The sequence below is a fragment of the Tepidimonas sp. genome (assembly GCF_046292505.1).
GTDB lineage: Bacteria > Pseudomonadota > Gammaproteobacteria > Burkholderiales > Burkholderiaceae_C > Tepidimonas.
The window spans coordinates 1-561 of sequence record NZ_JBKBQX010000251.1; the positions used below are offsets into that span (position 1 = coordinate 1).

2 protein-coding genes are annotated in these 561 nt (G+C 52.0%); both read left to right on the top strand.

Going from position 1 to position 561, the window contains the following annotated elements; genetic code table 11:
- A partial coding sequence (locus tag ACK4TH_RS13095; protein WP_409627062.1) for a hypothetical protein occupies positions 1-256 on the top strand: 256 nt, incomplete at its 5' end.
- Between the two features lie 102 nt (positions 257-358).
- On the top strand, positions 359-561 hold a 203-nt coding region (locus ACK4TH_RS13100; RefSeq protein ID WP_409627063.1), incomplete at its 3' end, for a hypothetical protein.

Below are 561 nucleotides of genomic sequence, written 5' to 3' on the forward strand. Positions count from 1 at the left end.
AGCTTTCATAGAGGGCGGAGACTTTGCGGGAAAGAATCTGTCATCTCTGTGCGGGAAGCTGGTCAGCTACGGATACTTTCAATTGGCTGTGAAAGACTCCGAAGGCAATGTCCTTTTGCGTAAATGGGACAAAGCGCCTTCCCAGACTACTGCAACACAGATGAACGCTGTCAAGGTTGCTTTGTCGCGTGCTGGTGTCGAGTATCTGGAAACTGACAGACCTGGGTATACAGGCGAATGGGAGGGCGAACGATGAAGGCGCTCATCCTGGGAGTCGTCATCATCGCGCCAGTTGCTTTGTTGCTGCTGGCGCTCATTTGCCGGAACAAAAACTGCAAGTCATAGAGGAGAAAATACCGTGTTTCAAACTTCAATCGAGTCAGACAAAATTTGCTTCACGTTCGAGCATAACGGCGCTGCCGTAGAAGTCAGCGAGGATGGTTCAGGTAAGACCATCATTCGAGGCGAGCCGTGTTGCTGTGACAATCTGGAATTCCCGGCGCATAACGACGACGTTGAGGAGCTTTGTGGCTCGCCTTTTCAACCGCCTGCGCGCAACCG